This window comes from Shinella sp. S4-D37 (assembly GCF_040812195.1).
Taxonomy (GTDB): Bacteria; Pseudomonadota; Alphaproteobacteria; order Rhizobiales; family Rhizobiaceae; genus Shinella.
Map to the genome: position 1 here is coordinate 3,700,223 of NZ_JBFNXL010000005.1, position 19,937 is coordinate 3,720,159.

General features: G+C 65.2%; 12 protein-coding genes. 3 read left to right on the plus strand and 9 right to left on the minus strand.

All coding sequences use genetic code 11. From position 1 onward, the window contains the following. Nucleotides 1–42 precede the first annotated feature (42 nt). Complete coding sequence (gene guaD / locus AB3G45_RS25720) at nt 43–1,383, minus strand: guanine deaminase (protein ID WP_367833228.1); 1,341 nt, start codon at nt 1,381–1,383, stop codon at nt 43–45. Continuing rightward, nucleotides 1,380–2,621, minus strand: a complete 1,242-nt coding sequence (locus AB3G45_RS25725; RefSeq protein ID WP_367833229.1) for a urate hydroxylase PuuD — start codon at nt 2,619–2,621, stop codon at nt 1,380–1,382. The genes guaD and AB3G45_RS25725 overlap by 4 nt, the downstream gene beginning before the upstream one ends. Before the next feature lie 140 nt (nt 2,622–2,761). Here AB3G45_RS25725 and AB3G45_RS25730 point away from each other — a divergent pair, with 140 nt between their 5' ends. Beyond that, a complete protein-coding gene (locus AB3G45_RS25730; RefSeq protein WP_367833230.1) occupies nt 2,762–3,709 on the plus strand; it encodes a LysR family transcriptional regulator in 948 nt (315 codons plus the stop codon). Here the strand turns inward: AB3G45_RS25730 and xdhC are convergent. From xdhC to uraH, 4 genes are read right to left on the minus strand one after another with little or no spacing between them, the layout of a single operon-like run. Further along, nucleotides 3,699–4,541: a xanthine dehydrogenase accessory protein XdhC gene (gene xdhC / locus AB3G45_RS25735; protein WP_367833231.1), complete on the minus strand. Its 843-nt coding sequence runs from the start codon at nt 4,539–4,541 to the stop codon at nt 3,699–3,701. The two genes, AB3G45_RS25730 and xdhC, sit on opposite strands and share 11 nt — an antisense overlap. Nucleotides 4,542–4,545: 4 nt before the next feature. Beyond that, the gene (gene xdhB, locus AB3G45_RS25740; protein ID WP_367833232.1) at nt 4,546–6,900 is read right to left on the minus strand and encodes a xanthine dehydrogenase molybdopterin binding subunit; all 2,355 of its coding nucleotides are present in this window, start codon (nt 6,898–6,900) and stop codon (nt 4,546–4,548) included. Between the two features lie 3 nt (nt 6,901–6,903). Next, nucleotides 6,904–8,388: a xanthine dehydrogenase small subunit gene (xdhA, locus tag AB3G45_RS25745; protein ID WP_367833233.1), complete on the minus strand. Its 1,485-nt coding sequence runs from the start codon at nt 8,386–8,388 to the stop codon at nt 6,904–6,906. A gap of 3 nt (nt 8,389–8,391) precedes the next feature. After that, nucleotides 8,392–8,757, minus strand: a complete 366-nt coding sequence (gene uraH, locus AB3G45_RS25750; RefSeq protein WP_367833234.1) for a hydroxyisourate hydrolase — start codon at nt 8,755–8,757, stop codon at nt 8,392–8,394. Between the two features lie 162 nt (nt 8,758–8,919). On the opposite strand from uraH, the gene puuE reads away from it, so the two are divergent. Together puuE and AB3G45_RS25760 are read left to right on the plus strand one after the other, a co-directional pair. Continuing rightward, on the plus strand, nt 8,920–10,338 hold the full coding sequence (gene puuE / locus AB3G45_RS25755) for an allantoinase PuuE (RefSeq protein ID WP_367833235.1): 1,419 nt from the start codon (nt 8,920–8,922) through the stop codon (nt 10,336–10,338). 180 nt (nt 10,339–10,518) lie between these two features. After that, nucleotides 10,519–11,004, plus strand: coding sequence for an ureidoglycolate lyase (locus tag AB3G45_RS25760; protein ID WP_367833236.1), 486 nt, complete (start codon nt 10,519–10,521; stop codon nt 11,002–11,004). Nucleotides 11,005–11,150: 146 nt separating this feature from the next. Here AB3G45_RS25760 and AB3G45_RS25765 read toward each other — a convergent pair whose 3' ends face one another. The 3 genes from AB3G45_RS25765 to AB3G45_RS25775 form a co-directional block, all read right to left on the minus strand. Further along, on the minus strand, nt 11,151–12,443 hold the full coding sequence (locus tag AB3G45_RS25765; RefSeq protein WP_367833237.1) for an NCS2 family permease: 1,293 nt from the start codon (nt 12,441–12,443) through the stop codon (nt 11,151–11,153). Nucleotides 12,444–12,712: 269 nt separating this feature from the next. Then, the gene (locus AB3G45_RS25770; protein WP_367833238.1) at nt 12,713–13,171 is read right to left on the minus strand and encodes a YbaK/EbsC family protein; all 459 of its coding nucleotides are present in this window, start codon (nt 13,169–13,171) and stop codon (nt 12,713–12,715) included. 255 nt (nt 13,172–13,426) lie between these two features. Further along, nucleotides 13,427–19,417: a DUF3320 domain-containing protein gene (locus AB3G45_RS25775; protein WP_367833239.1), complete on the minus strand. Its 5,991-nt coding sequence runs from the start codon at nt 19,415–19,417 to the stop codon at nt 13,427–13,429. Between the last annotated feature and the right edge of the window lie 520 nt (nt 19,418–19,937).

Sequence of the window (19,937 nt, forward strand, 5' to 3'; positions counted from 1 at the left end):
GTGCGGCGCCGGCACACGAACACGTTCCCGCCATGCCGGATTTCAGGCCGTTTCGAGAACCCGCTTTTCAGAAGCCCCGGCCTTGCCCTTCCCCTTCATCGCCTTGCCGGCGACATAGACCTCGGCGACGCAGCGGTCGTCGCCCATGGTCTGGAGGATGAAGAGTTCCTCCGCCAGCGAGGTGGCGGTGCGCATGCGGTATTCCATCGCCGACTTGCCGGAGGCGTTGAGCACGACGATATCCGCATCCGCCCCGGCATGCAGCGAGCCGATATGCTGTTCGAGCCCGAGCGCGCGGGCATTGCCCAGCGTGAGGCGGTAGAAGGAATTGAACGGCGTCAGCTTCTGGCCGTTGAGGTGCAGCACCTTGTAGGCCTCGTCCATCGTTTCCAGCATGGAGAAGCTGGTGCCGGCGCCGACATCCGTCGCCACCGACCAGCGCGCGCCGAGCCGGTCGAACCTGTCGCGGTCGAAGAGACCCGAGCCGAGGAAGAGGTTTGACGTGGGGCAGAAGACGCCGACGGCGCCCGTCTCGGCGAGCACGGAAACCTCGCGGTCGGTGAGATGGATGCAATGGCCGAGCAGCATGCGGTCATTCAGCAGGCCGTAGCGGGCGTAGATGTCCGTATAGTCCTTCGCCTCTGGATAGAGCGAGGTGGCAAACGCGATCTCGTCGCGGTTTTCCGAAAGATGCGTCTGCACGAAGCAGGTCGGGTGCTCGGCGACGAGCGCCTGGCTCATCTCCATCTGCCCGGGCGTCGAGGTGATGGCAAAGCGCGGGCTGATCGCATAATGCGCGCGGCCGCGGCCGTGCCATTTCTCGATGAGCCGCTTCGTCTCGTCATAGCCCTGCTGCGGCGTGTCGCGCAGGGCGTCGGGCGCGTTGCGGTCCATCATCACCTTGCCGCCGACCATGCGCATGCCGCGCGCCTGGGCCGCCGAGAAATAGGCCTCGACGCTTTCGGGATGCACGGAGCAATAGGCGACGGCGGTCGTCGTGCCGTTCGAGATCAGCTCGTCCATGAAGCGTTCCGCGACGGCGGCCGCATGGGCGGCCTCGGCGAACTTCTGCTCCTCGACGAAGATATAGGTGTTCAGCCATTCCAGGAGCTGCGCGCCGTAGGAGGCGATCGCCTGGGTCTGCGGGAAATGCAGGTGCGTGTCGATGAGGCCCGGCAGCACGAGGTGCGGGCGATGATCGGCGACCGGAACGCCGGCACCGGCGCGTCTGGCGACCTCGGCATGTTCGCCGGTCTCCACGACCTTGCCGCCCCGAACGAAGACCGCGCCGTCCTCGATGTAGCGCCAGGCGGCCGTGTCGTCGATGCCCTGCGGCTCGGCAAGGAAGGTCAGCACGCGGCCGCGGATCAGGAGTTCGCTCATTGGGTCTTCTCCCCGCTGACGGCGCTTTCGTACCAGGCGACGAGCAGGCGGCGCTCCTCGTCGGAGATCTGGGTGACGTTGGCCGGCGGCATGGCATGCGAGCGGCCGGCCTGCAAGTAGATCTCGCGGGCGTGGTTGGCGATCTCGCCGTCCGTTTCCAGGACGACGCCCTTCGGCGCCGTGATGATGCCCTCCCAGCCGGGCTCCTTGGCATGGCACATGGCGCAGCGGCCGAGGATGGTGTCGCGCACCTGCGGAAAACCGTCCGCCGAAACGAAGGTCTGCTGGATGGCGGAGACCTTGGTTTCCGTGGGTTCGCCGGAAAGGATCTTCGGCACCGTGGAAAGCCACATGATGGCGACGAAGAGCAGCGCGGTGGCAAGCCAGGTCCAGGTCGGGTTGCCCGTATTGGCGTGGCGGGTGTTGAAGTAGTGGCGGATGGTCACGCCCATCAGGAAGACCAGCGAGGCGATGATCCAGTTGAACTCGGTGCCGAAGGCCAGCGGATAGTGGTTCGACAGCATGAGGAACAGGACGGGCAGCGTCAGGTAGTTGTTGTGCGTGGAGCGCTGCTTGGCGATCTTGCCGTATTTCGGATCGGGCGTGCGGCCGGCGATGAGGTCGGCGACGACGATGCGCTGGTTCGGCATGATGATGAAGAACACGTTGGCCGACATGATCGTCGCCGTGAAGGCGCCGAGATGGAGGAAGGCGGCCCGGCCCGTGAAGAGCTGCGTATAGCCCCAGGCGACGGCGACGAGGATGAAGTAGAGCGCCACCATCAGCCGCGTGTTGTCGTTGCCGAAGGGCGACTTGCAGATGAGATCGTAGATGATCCAGCCGAAGGCGAGCGAGGCCAGCGAGATGCCGATCGCCACCGGCTTGGAGACGTCCAGCACGTTCGGGTCGATCAGGTAGAGGTCGGCGCCCGCATAATAGACGAGACAGAGCATGCCGAAGCCGGAAAGCCAGGTGACGTAGCTCTCCCATTTGAACCAGACGAGGTGCTCGGGCATCTGGGCCGGCGCCACCAGGTATTTCTGGATGTGGTAGAAGCCGCCGCCATGCACCTGCCATTCCTCGCCATGGGCGCCCGGCGGCAGCGCGGGATGCTTCTTCAGGCCCAGGTCGAGCGCGACGAAATAGAACGACGAGCCGATCCAGGCGATCGCCGTGATGACATGCAGCCAGCGGACGGCGAACATCAACCAATCCCAGGCTATGGCATATTCGTACATAGGGACCTCCTCCCATTTTCCATGGGCTTGTTTGCCATCAAGTGATTTTCCCGGAAATCCCGGTGAATCCCGAACACTTTCAAAAAAATCTAAAAGATGACCGCCTCTTTGCTCTGTATGGCGATGTGGTAGAAAGAGCCATGTCCTATCTCGATAATGTACGCGTCTTCGTTCGCGTGGTCGAACTCGGTACTCTTTCGGCGGCGGGGCGCGACCAGCGCGTCACCCCGGCGGTCGCCAGCAATCGCATCAAGGAGCTGGAGCGCCATCTCGGCGTGCGGCTGTTCAACCGCACCACGCGAAAACTCTCGCCGACCGAGCACGGCCGCGTGTTCTACGAGGGCGCAGTGAAAATCATCGAGGCGGTGAACGAGGCGGAGGCGGCGATCGCGGACCTTTCGCGCAACCCCAAGGGCTCGCTCCGCATCACCGCGCCGCTCGGCATCGGCCGGCGCCTCATCGCGTCCGGCATTCCGGAATTCCACGACAAGTATCCCGATATCGAGGTGCGGGTGCGCCTGTCGGACCACAATGTCGATATCCTCGCCGAGGGCGTCGACGTCGCTTTCAAGCTGGGCGTCTTGGAGGATTCGAACCTGCGCATGCGCGGCATCCTCAATTGCGAGCGCGTGCTCTGCGCCTCGCCCGCCTATCTTTCGCGCCGCGGCACGCCGGCCTCGGCGGATGCGCTGATCGCCGACAAGCACGACTGCCTGCTGCTGCGCTATCCCGGCTCGAAGGAATATTACTGGACGCTGGTGACCGCCGAGGGCCTGCGCAAGTTCGAGGTCGCCGGCCCCTATGACAGCGACGACGGCGACGTGCTCACCCAATGGGCGCTGGAAGGCCGCGGCATCATCAACAAGCCGCTCTTCGAGGTGAAGGCCGATCTTGCCGAGGGCCGGCTGGTGGAGATCCTGAAGGACAGCCCGCCCGCCTCCGTGCAGCTCGCCGCGATCTACCCGCACAAGCGCTTCCAGGACCCGAAGGTGCGGCTGATGATCGACTTCATGGCCGAGCGATGTCAGCGGCTGATCGGCCGGCTGCTCGGCGAGGAACCGGTCGCCGCCGAAGCCGCTAGCGACTGAGCGCGGCCTCGGCCCGCCTTGCCGCCCATGTCAGCGCGGCCGTCATGATCTCGGCGGCGGCGAGCGCGGCGATCACCGCCGGGCGCTTGTCCTTCACCGCCGTGGCGCCGATCGGGCAGACGAGGCGGGCGAAAAGGTCGGGCTGGCCGATCTCGCGCGACAGCCAGTTGCGGAAGGTCGTGCGCTTGGTCTTCGAGCCGATCATGCCGATATAGGCGGCGTCGTTGCGCTTCAGCGCCTCGGCCGCGATCAGGAAATCGAGCGCGTGGTCATGGGTCAGGATCACGAAGCTGCTGCCGGCGGGTGCATCGCGCACCACGGCCTCGGGCATGGCGGTGAGGCAGGTCTCGATGCGCGGCACCGTCGAGGCGACGAGCTCGTCCTCGCGCGTATCCACCAGAACGACGCGCAGCGGGGCGAGCGACAGCGCCATGGCGAGCGCATCGCCGACATGGCCGGCGCCGAAGACATAGACATGCGGCCGTTGTGCCATCTCCCGGTCGGCACGCGCGACGAGGTCGCGGGCCAGCGCCGGGTTCATGGCGGTGAAGGTGAGCCCGACGCGCCCGCCGCAGCACTGGCCGATCTCCGGGCCGAGCGGCACGCTCATCGGCTCGGCGGCAGCGCCGAGACGCAGCGCGCGCCGGGCCTGGTCGATCGCCATATATTCGAGCTGCCCGCCGCCGATCGTCGCGAAAATCTCCCGCTCCGAGACCAGCATGAAGGCATCCGTATCGCGCGGGGTAGAGCCCGCCGCGCCCGTCACCTCGACCAGGATCGACCCCGGCGCCCGGCGCAGGAAATCCCGGATGTCTTCGCGCACGGCGGGCATGGCCTTACCCTTTGCTCTGAATCTTCAGCCGCTCGATCGCCATCAGCACGCACTCGGGCGTCGCCGGGGCGTCGAGCCGCGGGCAGATCCTGTGGTCCGCCACGCTCGCCACCGCGTCCGACAGCGCATGCAGCACGGCAAGACCGAGCGGCAGCGGCGGCTCGCCGACCGCCTTGGAGCGATGGATGGTCGGCTCATAAGCCTCCGACCAGTCCGTCAGCGCCACGTTGAAGATCTTCGGACGATCCGAGGCGAGCGGGATCTTGTAGGTGGAGGGCGCATGGGTGCGCAGCCGCCCCTTGGCGTCCCACCACAGTTCCTCCGTCGTCAGCCAGCCCATGCCCTGGATGAAGCCGCCCTCGATCTGGCCGATGTCGATGACCTTGTTCAGCGACCGGCCCGTGTCGTGCAGGATGTCGGTGCGCTCGACGACATATTCGCCGGTCAGCGTGTCGACCGAGACCTCCGAACAGGCGGCGCCATAGGCGTAGTAGTAGAAGGCGTGGCCGCGGCCCTTCGAGCGGTCCCAATGGATCTTCGGCGTCTTGTAGAAGCCGGCCGCCGAGAGCTGGACGCGCGCCATGTAGGCCTGCTTGACGAGATCGTTGAAGGCGATCTCGGAATTGCCGATACGCACCCGGTTCGGCAGGAAGACGACCTGGTCGCGCGGCACCTGGTGGCTTTCCGCGGCGAAATCGATCAGCCGGTCCTTGATCTGGCGCGCCGCGTTCTGCGCCGCCATGCCGTTGAGGTCGGCGCCGGACGAGGCCGCCGTCGGCGAGGTGTTCGGCACCTTGGCCGTCGTCGTCGCGGTGATCTTCACCCGGTCGAGGTCGATCTGGAACTCTTCCGCCACCACCTGCGCCACCTTCAGGTGCAGGCCCTGGCCCATTTCCGTGCCGCCGTGGTTCATGTGCACGGAACCGTCCGTGTAGACATGCACCAGCGCGCCGGCCTGGTTGGATTCCGTCTTGGTGAAGGAGATGCCGAACTTGACCGGCGTCAGCGCGAGGCCCCGCTTGACGATGCGGCTCTTCGCGTTGAACGCGCGGATCGCCTCGCGCCGGCCGGCATAGTCGGCGCTTTCCTCAAGCTCCGCGACGATGCGCTGGATGATGCAGTCCTCCACCTTCTGGTGGTAGGGCGTCAGGTTGCGGGTCCCCTCGACGCCCATCGCGTCGTAGAAATTCAGCTTGCGGATCTCCAGCGGGTCCTTGCCGACGGCGAAGGCCACCTCGTCGATGACGCGCTCCGCGCCCACCATGCCCTGCGGACCGCCGAACCCGCGGAAGGCGGTGTTGGACACGGTGTTGGTGTGCAGAAGCGCCGTCCTGGCATGCACATGCGGGAAGAAGTAGGCGTTGTCGCAATGGAACAGCGCCCGGTCGCCCACCGGGCCGGAAAGGTCCGCCGAAAAGCCGGCGCGGAGCGCGAACGTGTAGTCGATGCCGAGGATGCGGCCCTCGTCGTCGAAGCCGACATCGTAGTCGATGGCGAAATCGTGCCGCTTGCCGGTCGCCACCATGTCCTCGTCGCGGTCGAGCCGGAGTTTTACGGCGCGGCCCAGCTTCTTGGCGGCGATGGCGGCGAGCGCGGCGCACTGGTTGGCCTGCGTCTCCTTGCCGCCGAAGCCGCCGCCCATGCGGCGCACCTCCACGGTCACGGCATGGCTCGGCACGCCGAGCGCATGGGCGACGAGGTGCTGCGTCTCGCTCGGCCCCTGGGTGGAGCAGTAGACGGTGACCTCGTCGTCCTCGCCGGGCACGGCGAGCGAGACCTGGCCTTCGAGATAGAAATGGTCCTGCCCGCCGAGCCGCATGCGGCCCTTCACCCGGCGCGGCGCGCCGTCGAGGGCGGCGGCCGCATCGCCGCGCTTCAGCGTCAGCGGCGGAAAGACCTGCCGGTGCGTCTTCTGGTCGAGGTCCCAGATGTCGATATTGGCGGGCAGCTCCTCGTATTCGACCCTCGCGAGGCGCGCGGCGCGGCGGGCCTCCTCGCGCGTCTCGGCGATTACGCAGAAGATCGGCTGGCCGTGGAACTCCACCTTGCCGGCGGCGAGCACCGGATCGTCGTGCATGCCCGAAGGCGAGATGTCGTTGTCGCCGGGCACATCCTCATAGGTCAGCACGTCGACGACGCCGGGGGCGGCGCGCACGGCCGAAAGGTCGAGGGATTTCACGATTCCATGGGCGACGGTCGAAAGGCCGAGGCCGGCATGCAGCGTGCCGGCGGGCTCGGTGATGTCGTCGATATAGACGGCCGTGCCGGCGACGTGCTTGTGCGCGGAATCGTGGCGCGGGCTCTGATGCACGCCGCCGGTGATCTTTTCCGCCGTGAGGTCTGGACTGTGCTTGTTCATGGCTTACGCAGCCTCGTATCTGGAGACCTGCGCGGCTTCCCCGCTGGTCGTCGTTTCCACATGGAACCGCAGGAGCAGGTTCCTCGCCACCAGCGCGCGGTATTCCGCGGTCGCGCGCATGTCGGTCAGCGGCGTATAATCCTCGGCATATTTCGCCATGGCCGCTTCCACCGTCGCCTCGGTCCAGCTCTGACCGAGCAGCGCCTTCTCGACGGCGACGGCGCGCTTCGGCGTCGCCGCCATGCCGCCATAGGCGATGGTGACGGCGGCGACCGTGCCGTCGGCGGCAAGCGCCAGGCGGAAGGCGCCGAGCGTTGCGGTAATGTCCTCGTCGCGGCGCTTGGTCACCTTGTAGACGGCGAACTTCTCCGCAGCCGGGGGAACGGGCACCGCAAGGGATTCCACGAATTCGCCGGGCTGGCGGTCCTGTTTGCCGTAGGCGATGAAGAAATCCTCAAGCGGGATGGTGCGCCGTTCCGCGCCCTTGCGCAAGGTCACCGATGCCCCGAGCGCGATGAGCGCCGGCGGCGTGTCGCCGATCGGCGAACCGTTGGCGACATTGCCGCCGATCGTGCCCATGTTGCGCACCTGCTGGCCGCCGATGCGATTGATGAGCGGGCCGAGCGCCGGAATGTGCCGCGAGAGCGTCGCGATGGCCTCGGTATAGGTGACGCCGGCGCCGAGGGTGATCACGCCGTCCTTCACCGTGATTGCCTTCATCTCCCGAAGGCCGGCGATGAAGACGGCCGGCGTGATGTCGCGCATGTGCTTGGTGACCCACAGGCCGACATCGGTGGAACCGGCAACCACCGTGGCGGCGGGTTCCGCCTCCAGCACGGCGGCGAAATCATCAAGGTCCGCCGGCACGACGAACCGCTTCCTGCCCTCGCCGATCTCGACGCGCGCGCCGTCGGCAAGCGCCTCGAGGCGCGCGATCATCGCCTGGCGTTCGGCCAGAAGCGGGTCCTTCTCCGTGCCGCCATAGCTGGAAATGGCGCGGGCGGCGCGCAGGATCGGCTCGTAGCCGGTGCAGCGACAGAGATTGCCCTGCAGCGCCGTCTCGATCTCCTGGTCGGTCGGGTTGGGCGATTGCATCCACAGCGCATAGAGCGACATGACGAAGCCGGGCGTGCAGAAGCCGCATTGCGAGCCGTGATAATCCACCATGGCCTGCTGCACGGGGTGCAGGCGACCGTCGACGGCGGCGACATGCTCGACGGTGACGACATGACAGCCGTCCAGCGAGCCGAGGAAGCGGATGCAGGCATTGACGCCCTCGTAGACCAGGCCGCCCTCGGGCGTCAACCGGCCCACCAGCACCGTGCAGGCGCCGCAGTCGCCCTCCGCGCACCCCTCCTTGGTGCCCTTGAGGAGGCGCGAAAGGCGCAGCCAGTCGAGCAGCGTCTGGTCCGCCGCGACGTCGCGAAGCGCCACGTCGCGGCCGTTGAGGATGAAGCGCAGTTCCGAGCGGATCTTGGCGGCCGGCATGGCTTAGCTCCCGCGGTAGGTGGAATAGCTGAAGGGCGAGACGAGCAACGGTACATGGTAGTGCGCGCCCTCGTCGGCAAGGCCGAAGCGGATCGGGATGACGTCGAGGAACATCGGGCCATCCCCGCTGCGGCCAAGATAATCGCCGGCATGAAAGCGCAGCTCGTAGGTGCCCGCCTTCATCGTCTCGCCGGCGAGCAGCGGCGCATCGCAGCGGCCGTCGTCGTTCGTCTCGGTGGTCTTGAGAAGGTGCAGCGTGTCGCCCTCGACCCTGTAGAGATCGATGCGCAGGCCTTCCGCCGGCTTGCCGCGCGCCGTGTCCAGCACATGAGTGGTAAGGCGGCCGGCCCCTTGCGAATGAGTTTGCATGTCTTTCCTCCCGAACACAGCGCTCCGATAATCACTATCCTCCAGCCCCTTGCCACTGAAAAGCGGCAGGATCGTTCGAGACTTTCAAAATTTCCGTGGGGAATGACGCCGGCGATTTGCGGCTAGACATTCCGTACCGAAAACGTTTGGAGGAGCGTTCCCATGCGATATTGCCGTGACATGCACGGATATGGACGGATACCGCCCGCGGCCGCGTGGCCGGGCGAGGCACGCGTCGCCGTGCAGTTCGTGCTGAACTACGAGGAGGGCGGCGAGAACTGCGTGCTGCATGGCGACGCGGCATCCGAGGCCTTCCTCTCCGAGATCGTCGGCGCCGCCCAATGGCCGGGCCAGCGCCACTGGAACATGGAATCGATCTACGAATACGGCGCGCGCGCCGGCTTCTGGCGCCTGCACCGGCTGCTCACGGAGAAGGCCGTGCCCGTCACGGTCTACGGCGTCGCCACCGCGCTCCGCCGCTCGCCCGCCCAGGTGGCCGCCATGCAGGAGGCCGGCTGGGAAATCGCCTCACACGGCCTCAAATGGGTCGAGCACAAGGACATGACGGCGGAAGACGAACGCGCCGCCATCGACGAGGCGATCCGCCTGCACACGCTCGTCACCGGCGAGCGGCCGCGCGGCTGGTATACGGGACGTTGTTCGGTCAACACGATCGATCTCGTCGCCGAGGCCGGCGGCTTCGCCTATGTTTCCGACACCTATGCCGACGACCTGCCCTACTGGTACGAGCATGGCGGTCGGCAGCAGCTCATCATCCCCTATACGCTCGACGCCAACGACATGCGTTTCGCGACCCCGCAGGGTTTCAACAGCGGCGACCAGTTCTTCAGCTACCTGAAGGACAGTTTCGATGCGCTCTATGCGGAAGGCGCCAAAGGCAGCGCGAAGATGATGAGCATCGGCCTGCACTGCCGCCTGATCGGCCGGCCGGGCCGCGTCATGGCGCTCGCCCGCTTCATCGACTATGTGCAGAGCCACGAGAAGGTCTGGATCGCGCGGCGCATCGATATCGCCGAGCATTGGGCGAAGACCCATCCGCCGCGCCCGCCCGCCGAACGCCCCTCGCAGATGACGCAAGAGGCCTTCGTCGCGCGTTTCGGCGGCGTGTTCGAACATTCCGACTGGGTCGCCCGCCGCGCCTTCGCCGACGAACTTTCGCCGGCGAACGATACGGCGATCGGCCTTGCCGCCGCCCTCGCCTTCCAGTTCCGCGCGGCGAGCGATGCCGAACGGCTCGGCGTGCTCGTCGCCCATCCGGACCTTGCCGGCAAGCTGGCCCAGGCGAAACGCCTCACCGAAAGCTCCACCGAGGAACAGGCCTCCGCCGGCCTCGACGCGCTGACCGACACGGAACGCGCCCGCTTCACGGAGCTGAACGAGGCCTATGTGAAGAAATTCGGCTTCCCGTTCATCATCGCCGTGCGCGACAACACGAAGGCGAGCATCCTTACCGCCTTCGAGACCCGCATCGCCAACGACCGCGACACCGAGCTTGCCACCGCCTGCCGGCAGGTGGAGCGCATCGCGCTGCTGCGGCTGAAGGCCATGCTGCCGACCTGACGGGCGCGACGGGGGACCTCCCCACTCTTGTCGTGCCGCGTCGATGTTCCGGCAGGAAACCCCTGCCGGGGCAGACGCCTGCCGGCGGCCGCCTCCGGCGTTCGACGGCAATCTCGTGAAACCGGCGGGCGGCGCCAGCCGCCTTGCGAATTGCGGCCATCCGGCCGAGGGAGGAAAGACATGAAGACCATCGAGATCAAACCGCTGACCCGCGAGGCCTTCGCGCCCTTCGGCCAGGTGATCGAGCGGGACGGCGCGCACAATTTCCCGATCAATGCGGGAAAATGCACCCGCTACCATGACCTTGCCCATATCGAGACGACGGGCGAGAAGGCCCGGCCGATGATCAGCCTGTTGCGCGGAGAGCCCTATCCGCTGCCGCTGGAGCTGGCGATGGTTGAGCGCCACCCGCTCGGCAGCCAGGCCTTCATTCCGCTCGGTGATGCCGCGTTCCTCGTCGTCGTCGCCGAGGAGACGGAGAACGGCCCGGCCGAGCCGATCGCCTTTCGCACCGCGCCCGGCCAGGGCGTCAATATCGGCCGCAATGTCTGGCACGGCATCCTGACGCCGCTCGACACGGTCTCCGACTTCGCCGTGGTGGACCGCGGCGGCGAGGGCGTGAACCTCGAAGAGCATTTCTACGCAGAACCCTTCCTGATCCGCTGATCCATCCACCGGGATCACGGATCTGTGCCGGCCCGCCTCCACGGGCCGGCATTTTCATATCCGGATTCCCGCACCAGACTACGCCACAAAGGAAAACGGGCCGCGCTCCTCGCGCGGCCCGTTTTCCTTGATCGATAAGCCCCTGTCTATTCCGCGAAGAAGGCGAAACGGATGATAAAGAGGACGGCGACCAGCGCCGTTGCCGGATGGATGTCCTTCCACTTGCCGGTGAAAAGCTTCAGCACCACGTAGCTGACGAAGCCGAAGGCAAGGCCGTTGGCGATGGAATAGGTGAAGGGCATGGCGAGCGCGGTCAGCGCCGCCGGGGCCGCTTCCGTCAGGTCCTCCCATTCGACTTCCGTCAGCTCGCGCATCATCAGGCCGGCGACATAGAGCAGGGCCGGTGCCGTCGCATAGCTCGGCACGGAGCCGGCAAGCGGCGAGACGAAGAGGGCGGCGAGGAAGAGGATCGCGACGGTGAAGGCGGTAAGGCCCGTGCGCCCGCCCGCCTGCACGCCCGAGGCGCTTTCGACATAGGCCGTGGTGCTGCTGGTGCCGATCAGCGAGCCGGCGACGATCGCCGTGCTGTCGGCAAGGAGCGCGCGGCCGAGGCGGCTCTGCTTGCCTTCCTGAAGAAGGTTGGCGCGCTTGGCCACGCCGATCAGCGTTCCGGTCGCGTCGAAGACCTCGACGAGCACGAAGACGAGGATGACATGCAGCAGGCCGCCATGCAGCGCGCCGAGGATGTCGAGCTGCAGGAAGGTCGGCATGATCGACGGCGGCGCGGAGACGATGCCGCGGAATTCGCTGACGCCGACGATCCAGGAGAGGACCGTGACCGCGAGGATGCCGATCAGGATCGCACCCTTGACACGCAGCGCATCGAGCACCGCGATGATGAAGAAGCCGAGGATGGCGAGCAGCGGACCGGTCTGCTTGAGGTCGCCGAGGCCGACGAGCGTCGCCGGATTGTCGACGACGATGCCCGAGCTCTTCAGGGCGATGATGCCGAGGAAGAGGCCGATACCGGCGGCAATGGCGCTCCTCAGCGAATGCGGGATGCCCGCGATCAGCCAGCTGCGCACGCCGGTCACCGTCAGGATGACGAAGATGATGCCGGAAATGAACACCGCGCCCAGCGCCTGCTGCCAGGTGAAGCCGAGCGAGGCCACCACGGTGAAGGCGAAGAAGGCGTTGAGGCCCATGCCGGGCGCCATGCCGATCGGCCAGTTGGCGACGGTCGCCATGACCATGGAGCCGAGCGCGGCGGCAAGACAGGTCGCCACGAAGACCGCATCCCGGTCCATGCCCGTGGTGGACAGGATGTCCGGATTGACGAAGATGATATAGGACATGGTGAGGAAGGTCGTCAGACCCGCGATCACCTCGGTGCGCACGGTGGTGCCGTGCTCACTCAGCTTGAAAAGCCGTTCAAACATGTTTTCTCCCCCTGGCGCGCCAGCGGCGGCGCCGTGCAAAACCTCCGGGCCAGATGCTCCTCCAGCAACCCGGGACCCAGCCGACGCTTCGCACTGCGAACCGCCTGCCCGCGGGTCTCCCCGCGTCCGCGCGCCGCTGTCCGCCGGAAGCCGGCCGCGGTTGATCACAGTTGCGTCATATTGCGTGTTCACGCGGGATTGCGCCAGCCGGGAATTTCACCGGATTTTCGCGAAACTCTTTCACGATTTGCCCGCACGGCGGGCTTTCGTCACTCGCAGACGTCGATCCACTCGCCCTTGACGAGCGCCGCCAGCCGTTCGGGCGCGATGCGCACCGCCGCATTCGTCGCGCCCGCCGCCGGAACGACCTCCTCGAACGGTTTCAGCGAAACATCGCAATAGACCGGCACGGGGGCGGGCAGTCCGAACGGGCAGACGCCGCCGACGGGATGGGACGTGACGGCCAGCACCTGCTCGGCATCGAGCATGCGCGGCTTTGCGGCGAAACGATCCTTGAACTTGCGGTTGCTGAGGCGCGCCGTGCCGGCCGCCACCAGCAGCACGATCTCCTCGCCGACGCGCAGGCAGATCGTCTTGGCGATCTGTTCCGGCGCCACGCCATGCGCTGCCGCGGCCAGCGGCACGGTCGCCGAACTCTGTTCGGTGACCAGCACCGTCAGATCTGGTGCGTATTGGTGGAGGAAGGCACGGACGGATTCGATTGACATGGCACTTCATATCCAGTCTGGGGCGTTTTGCGCAAGGGCCGCTTGGGTATCGGGCCTGTTGTTTGGCGCGGATAGCAATAAGCCCCGTCGGGTTGGCGACGAGGAAACTCGCGCGGCCGCTTCGCGCCTTCATTCCCGTCGCTGGACGGCCAACTTCCATGCGGAAGGTTGCCGGTGCGCCTTCAGGGCGGCCGTCTACGTTGCGTAAGTGTCTCCTGCGAGTGGACACCGCTTGGGGGCCGGGCGCCAAATGATTTATCCGGTCGGTTGAATGTTCGCGACATGCTGGCGGGCCCGTGCGATCGCTTCGTCGAGACGGGCACGAGACACGGCTGCGAGGCGTTCGACGCCCAGGAGACGCGCCAGGTCGCGCGCGGGGTCGGGCTCGTCCAGCAGGTCGGGATTATCGAGCAAGACGGCAGTGAGTTCGGCGAGCGGGATGTCTCCGATCGACCTGCGCGCATCCTCGTCTGCAGGCTGCCGATACGGAAGGATATCCGACACGACCCCTTTCTTCCAGATGAATTCGCCGCTCGATTCCACGGTCCTGTCCAGGTCGCGCAAGTGAAGGTCTATCCTTTCGCGGATTCGTCCGCCTGTCCGCAGCCAGCCGTGGGCGCGCGCCAGCCGCTGGGCAAGGATATCGGTGCGCAAGGGACTTTCCGTCTCGATGATGGCTTCGATCATCCTCCGCAGGATATCCCGATAGCCGAATTCGAAGAACTGATCAGGATCGGCCGGAAAACCGGAAAGATCGGTGACGTGATATCGTCGCTTCTCAACGATATCGACCACGGTTGTAGACGCAGCCGTTTGCATTGCTGCTCCTTCGATACCGCGAGAGACCATTGGTGCTTCCGCCGAGACGAGTTCCGCCTCAGTGGTTGCTGGCGGCGGCGCGCTCTCCTCGGCAGGAACGACCCCATCATCGCGAATCTCCTCTATCCCCTCCACCTCATGTCCCATGTCCCAGTGGGTGGCGACGTCCTCCTTTTCGGCGGCCCGTCGCGCCCTGCTTTCCTCCAGCAGACGGTCCAGCCCGGCGTGAAGCCGCTCCACGCAGCCTGCAGCATCGAACCACCAGTCCGTCGACCAGACACGCAGGATATTCCAGCCAAGCCCCTTCAGGACCTGTTCGCGGACCTTGTCGCGATCCCGCGCGGTGGCCGACCTGTGATAGGTGGCGCCATCGCATTCCACACCTGCGAGATACGCACCGGCAAGATCGGGGTGGCGGACGCCGAGGTCGATCCGGAAGCCGGAAATCCCGACCTGCGGCACCACCGTCCAACCGTGTCGCTCAAGCTGCGCGGCGACCGCTTCCTCGAAGGGGGAATCGAAACCGCCGACCGATCCGATATCCTGGGCCGGCAGCGCGACCGCGCCGCGCTCGGCATAGTCGAGAAACGTCTTGAGATGCTGCACCGCCAGCGCCTTCGTCCGCGCCGGATCGATCTGATCGGCCGTGAAGCCGGAGAAGACGACCAGTTCCTGGCGCGCGCGGGTCACGGCGACGTTGAGGCGTCGCTCGCCGCCGTCGCGGTTGAGCGCACCGAAATCCATCGTCAGCTTGCCGGCGGCATCCTTCCAGAACGTAATCGAGAAAAAGATCACGTCACGTTCGTCGCCCTGCACGTTCTCCAGATTCTTGACGATCGTCTGTTCGATCCGTTCTTCGGCGAAGAACCATTCAAGCTCGGGATCGTGCCGGCGTGCCGCGTCGAGAAGGTCCAGGATCAGCGATTGCTGCTGGGCGTTGAAGGTGATGACGCCGAGCGTCGGGCGATCCTTTTCCGGCTGCTTCAACCAGCTTTTCATGCGGCAAACCGCTTCGCGCGTGAGGGCTTCCGCTTCGATCCTGTTCGTCCGGCTCTTGCCGCGATCGTAGACACCGTCGGGCACTTTGTGCAGGCGCACCGCGCGGTCTTCGACCAGGGGCGAGGGGAACGTCACCAGGCGGTTCTGGTAGTAGTGGTGACTGGAGAAGGCGATCAGCGATTCGCTTCGGCTGCGATAGTGCCACCTCAGATCGCGTACCGGAATGCCGGCCGCTTTCGCCTCGTCCAGAATGCTCTCCAGATCCTTCTCGTGATCGGCGATCTCGTCCTCATCCTCGTTGCGGCCGAAGAAGTTCGTCGGCGGCAATTGTTTCGGGTCGCCGACGATGACGGTCTGGCGTGCCCGCGCGATGGCGCCGACGGCGTCCCAGGTGGTGATCTGGGACGCCTCGTCGAAAATCACCACGTCGAACAGCGCCTGATCCGGTGGGAGATACTGGGCGATGGAGAGCGGCGACATCAGCATGCAGGGCGCAAGCTTGGGAAAGCTCTGCGGCATCTTGCCGATCATGTCGCGTATCGACTGGCTCGGCCGCTGCAATTCCATCTGGTGGCGCAACAGCCCGAGTTCCGAGTTGCGCGAAACACTCTGCACGGCGGGCAGTCCATGCGCGATCGCGCTGATCACGCGGCGGGTGGCGTGCGAGCGCACCAGATCGTCGACCTCACGGAACTCCTTGATGGCGTTTTCGTGCTGGAACCGTCGGAAATCCCGCAGAACAGGATCGCTGTCGAGAACCTTCGGAAGCCACCACCTGGCATATCCCAGTCGAAACGCCGAGCGCGCTTCCTCGGGGCGGACCATCCCCTTCTCGATCTGCTCGACAAGGGGGGCAAGGTTGGAGGCCATCGCCCGGTTTCGGATGCGGCACCAAGCCGACCAGTCGCGCAGAAGATGCCGCGCATTCACGAGAGCATCGAGATTCTCACTCAGTGTCACGAGGTCGGGTCCGTCCGATCCTGCGGACATCTCTCGCCCGGCAATCTCGCGGAAGCGCTGGCGTGCGGCCTGCAAATCTTCAATCGCGGTGAGAAGCCTGTCTCCCGTCTGCCGGATTCTGTCGTTTGCGGACGTTCCGCGCAGGCACGGGGCAAGGGAGCGGAGCATGGATCGTGTTTCTTCCTCGCTGCGCCCCGGGATCGGAACGGTGGCGCGGAACTCCCATGCGAGTTCAAGGATTTCCGCGACGGCGACGACATCGGTCGCCAGACCGTCGATCGACAGAGGCTTGCCCGCCAATTGATTCCGATCGATCGCCGACAGGCATTCCTTCATGCGGCGCAACAGGGGAATATCCCGTTCCGGCTCTGCTGCTCCTCCTTCGGCATAGCTTTGCAGCAACTTCTGGACCTTGCGCTTGCCGAGCGTGGACGTGGGCCAGAACGACGCATTCGCCTCCCGCCACTGACGGTCCAGCGCATCGGGATCGAGGGCGCATATGGCGGTCGTGGCGTAGGTGGCGGAAAGTCCGCGCTCTGCCTCGCGATAGCTCTTGATGGAATTCGCGAGCGTCTCCAACGCACCGGCGCATTGCGGAAGCTCCCGATCGAATGCGATGGTGATGTCGCGGCCCCGACATTTGCGCACCACTGTTGCGAGGTTCGTCAGCCCCTGGATTTCGGCTTGTGATGATCGGCTGTGCGAACCGAGGCCGAGGCTTGCCAGATAGGCCGTGACGGCGGTCGTCACCGACTCGGCCGCATCTTTCAAGGATTGCGCGGCCGCGAGCAGGCTTTCCTGCCAGCCGGAACTCCAGTCACCGACATCGACAAGATCCAGCACCGGCTGCCGATCGACGGAAGCGAAAACGAGGCCGAGCTCGCCGGCAAGCTCTTCCAGATCCTGGAGCGTTTGCGCGTCATGGGCATCCCGCTCCGGCCATGCAAGGCCTGGCGCAGGGCTCTCCCCAGCCTTCAAAGCGATTCCGAGCGCCAGATAGGGCGTCCATCCATTGGGGTAGCACTTGTGCAAGGCCTCGACATAGGCATTCAACTCGTCGCGGCGCAGCCGAAGGCGCTCGTTGACCGCCACCCATTCGGATGCATCGATCCCGCCGCCCTGTTCCCAGGCCGCCTTGAGCTGTCCCAGGAAATGGCGACGGTCGGCCTTGTTCGAATGCAGCTCTATGCAGTGGTTTGCGAGGCCATGCTCGCGCAATCGACGATAGACGACATCGAGCGCGGCCGTCTTCTCGGCGACGAACAGGACCGTCTTTCCCACCGCCAGGCAGTTGGCGATCATGTTGGCGATGGTCTGGCTCTTGCCGGTGCCCGGTGGGCCGACGATGACGAAGTCCCGCCCTTCGGCGGCGGCAAGGCTTGCCGCCATCTGCGACGAATCCGATGGAAGAAGGCAGATGAGATCGCACGGCGCATAGGCGCGATCGAGCTCGCGTTCCTCGCGAAACGGCGGTTGCCCGTCGCCTGCCTGGAACGCCTGCTCGGGCATGTCGATCAGGTGGCGGACGACCTTGTTCGCGCGAAGCGCCTCCGTACGCTCCACCAGGTCCTTCCACATGAGAAACTTCGCGAAGGAGAAGGTCGACAAGGCGGTTTCATCGACGACCTCCATGCCCGGAACATCGCGGATCGCTTGGCGCATCCTGGCAAGAAGGAGAGGAACGTCGATACCGTTGTCGTCGAGCGGGAGGTCTCCTGCGAATTGCGGAAGCTCCAGATCGAAATCGCGCTCCAGGAACTGCAGGAGCGTGGCGTTGAAGCGCGGCTCGTCCTCATGAAAACGGACCGTGAAACGCGAGCTGGCGCTGCGGCGCTCGAGCTTCACGGGGACCAGCAGAAGAGGAGCCCGGTAGCTGCGATCATCCTCCGGCTTCTTCTTCCAGCGCAGAAAGCCGACGGCGAGGAACAGGGTGTTTGCGCCGCCCTCGGCAAAGTCGTTTCGGACCTGGCGGTAAAGGTCGATCAGCCGTGCCTCAAGCTCGGATGCACCGAGCGTCGAAGGCAATTCGTCCCTGAGCAGCGCGTCGGCCGCGAAACCGCATTGCAGGTCCTTGCCATGGACGTCGCGATAAAGCGCGGCATCGCGCTCGCCGAGCGGATTTTGCTCGGGAAGGGATATGATGCGGATTGCGCCACCGCCCGCCAGCCGATCCTCGAGGTAAGCGACGTCCGTGCAGAGAAACGGGATCGTCTTCCTCGAATCCGGAAAATTGAGGAGCCGGTTGCGAAGGGTGAGGTCGAGCAGTTTCTTCTGCCACCGGTCGATGCGGCCGGCAGCGGTGGTCGGCTTCACCTCGATGGTTTCGACCGGCAATTTGCCGAAGGACGGCGCCGCGGGCAGAGGCAGGTCCGCAACGGGTGCTATTTCTTCATCGGGAACAGCGCGGCGGATCGGCTCGTGCGAGGCAAGCGGCATGATCCCGCCGCTGCGCGATCGCCGGACATCGATCGCCGCCACAAAGGCATGGGCTTCCTTTTCGCTGAGACGGTGGTCGAGGATCCGTTGCGCGCTCTCCATCGTCATGGCAGGGCGATGTGTCACGCCGGTCGTTTCGAAGACGCTCAGCTCGCGGGATGCAAGAGCCTTGCGGACCTCCATCGGGTCCGTCTCAATCGCATTGGCGAAGGTTCTCTTGGTCAGCCACACGCCGGCTGCCGCATGTCCGTGGAACATCAGAATGACAGGATGCAATCCGGCAGCTTCCAGGGCGGCGGCGAAAAGAAGCGTGGTGTCGAGGCAGGTCGCCAGCCGCTCCTCGGAGATCGTGCCCGGGCGCCTGATCTTCTGGCCGCGGCTCTCGAAACTGGCGGGCGGTTCCGCGTAGTGGAGCGCCATGCCGGCAATTGCCGAGTAGATGGCGGCGGCGAGCAGATAGGCCCGCTGCGGGCTCCCGGACTGGTAGCCGTCCAGGCCGCTCGGCTGTCCATGCGCGGCAAGCCGTTCTGCCGCATTCCGCAGAATGGATGCCACGCCCGGATCGTTCGGCATGACGAAGGCCGGAAGCAGTTGCGCCATGTCGGCGACGCCGCCCCATTCGTCCCGGGCGAGCAGCCTTACGGGAAGGCGCCGTTCGTCGAGGACGTTTCCCGCCGAGGACAGGCGAAGCGTGATCTCGCCGCGCTCCGCCTCGTTGAGGCCGGCGAGATAGCCGGCGTCGAGTTCCACTTTCCTGTCGCTCAGCGGGAGCCCGTCGCCCGGCACGAGCCGGTCGACCGTCCATGTTTTCGGCCTCAGGAACGAGGGCGAAGAGGTCAATTCCAGCTTGCAATTGGCAAAGTGCCTGTCGCTGTTGTTCTCGATCAGAATGGAGCGGATGACCGGTATGGCATTCTGATAGGACGCGTAAGTGAAGCTCGCGGCGATATCGGCAACGACCACCGGCCCTTCGCGGGTGTTGCTGATATCCCGATCGAATTCTTCCGAATTACTTTCGCTTTCAATCTGCATCGGTGTGTCTCCCCACGGGGAGACTAGCGTTGTTTTTTACCGCGAAGAAGGCCTTTTCACTCGTGAGGGTTGATTTTCGACAGGAACTCGCTCTCGCTGGGCAAGGCGTGGCAGCGCATCCACGTTCGCTGCCCGGGTGATGATCCACTATGAAGAGAGGCTTTTACATCGCCAAACGAAAAAGCGTCCGCCGAAGCGGACGCCTTATCTGGTGCATATCTCAGCTTGTTAACGGCTGGACTGCGATTTCTGAACAATAGAAGAATAGCCCATATGGCGCCGAAATCAACGAAAAAGAGAGGCCGAAACCTCTCCTTTCTCATGCGTTCAGAAATCGCCGGCCAACCGCAACTACCTGCTCTTGCTTGCTTCTATGGCAAGTAGAAATTGTATTTACCGTTTGGCATGCTACGAATTGACGTGCGCCGCACTTGATCACGTTGTGTAGCCCATGCCGCCGGTGGCGACCTCTTGGCAAGGACACCAGGGCAATTCATTTAATTTATTTCACACTAATAAA